1 protein-coding gene is annotated in these 832 nt (G+C 59.0%); it reads right to left on the bottom strand.

From position 1 onward, the window contains the following. Positions 1–12: 12 nt before the first annotated feature. A protein-coding gene (locus IC66_RS44925) for an IS5-like element ISBj2 family transposase (protein ID WP_110115815.1) occupies positions 13–773 on the bottom strand; the annotation gives its coding sequence in 2 pieces (ribosomal slippage) (positions 13–434 and positions 434–773; 762 coding nt in all). Between the last annotated feature and the right edge of the window lie 59 nt (positions 774–832).

Raw genomic sequence — 832 nt, 5'->3', positions numbered from 1 at the left:
TAGGGTCCAGACTCAATTGAGCCAATATGCGACGAGAGCGGCGAGATGAACAGCGGCCAAAAAATTACGGGCGAGCTTGTCATATCGCGTGGCGATGCGCCGGAAGTCCTTGAGCCTGCAAAAGCAGCGTTCGATGACATTTCGTCCTTTGTAGGCGCGTTTGTTGAAGCGATGGATGACGACACGGTTAGATTTATTGGGGATTACGGGCTTGGCGCCACGACGAATGATTGCGCCGCGAAGCTTGTCGCCATCATACCCTTTGTCGGCGAGGAGCACGCTCATGGGTGGCGCGAGCGCCAGGACATCGGGAGCCGCAGCGATATCGGCATCCTGGCCTGGAGTCAGATGCAGGACGACCGGCCGGCAGAGCGGATCGCTCAGCGCATGGATTTTTGTCGTGCGGCCTCCGCGCGAGCGGCCGATTGCTTGATTGTGCTCCCCCCTTTTCCGCCGGAGGCACACCGGTGAGCTTTAATCGAGGTCGAGTCGAGCGACAGTACGACGCCGTCTTCGCCAGGCTTGGCCAGCGCTTCGAAGATTGCGCACCATCGTCCTCGCTTGGCCCAGCGATTGAAGCGATTGTAGATCGTCGTGTAAGGGCCGTATTCACGTGGACAATCACGCCATCGTGCACCCGATTGCAGCATGTGAATGATGCCGCTGACGATGCGTCGGTCGTCGTCCCGATCCGGCCCCGTCAGTCCCCTCGGCAGATGCGGTTCGATACGCGCCCATTGCCTGTCGTTCAGCCAAAACAAACCAGCGCGCATTCTCTCGCCCCCGAATCAACACGTAGGCAAGAGAATCACGTGGCGCTATTTAGGTACAG

Source organism: Bradyrhizobium genomosp. III (genome assembly GCF_000261705.1).
In the GTDB taxonomy this organism is placed as follows: Bacteria; Pseudomonadota; Alphaproteobacteria; order Rhizobiales; family Xanthobacteraceae; genus Bradyrhizobium; species Bradyrhizobium ottawaense.
This window is presented reverse-complemented; position numbering and strand designations above follow the sequence as displayed.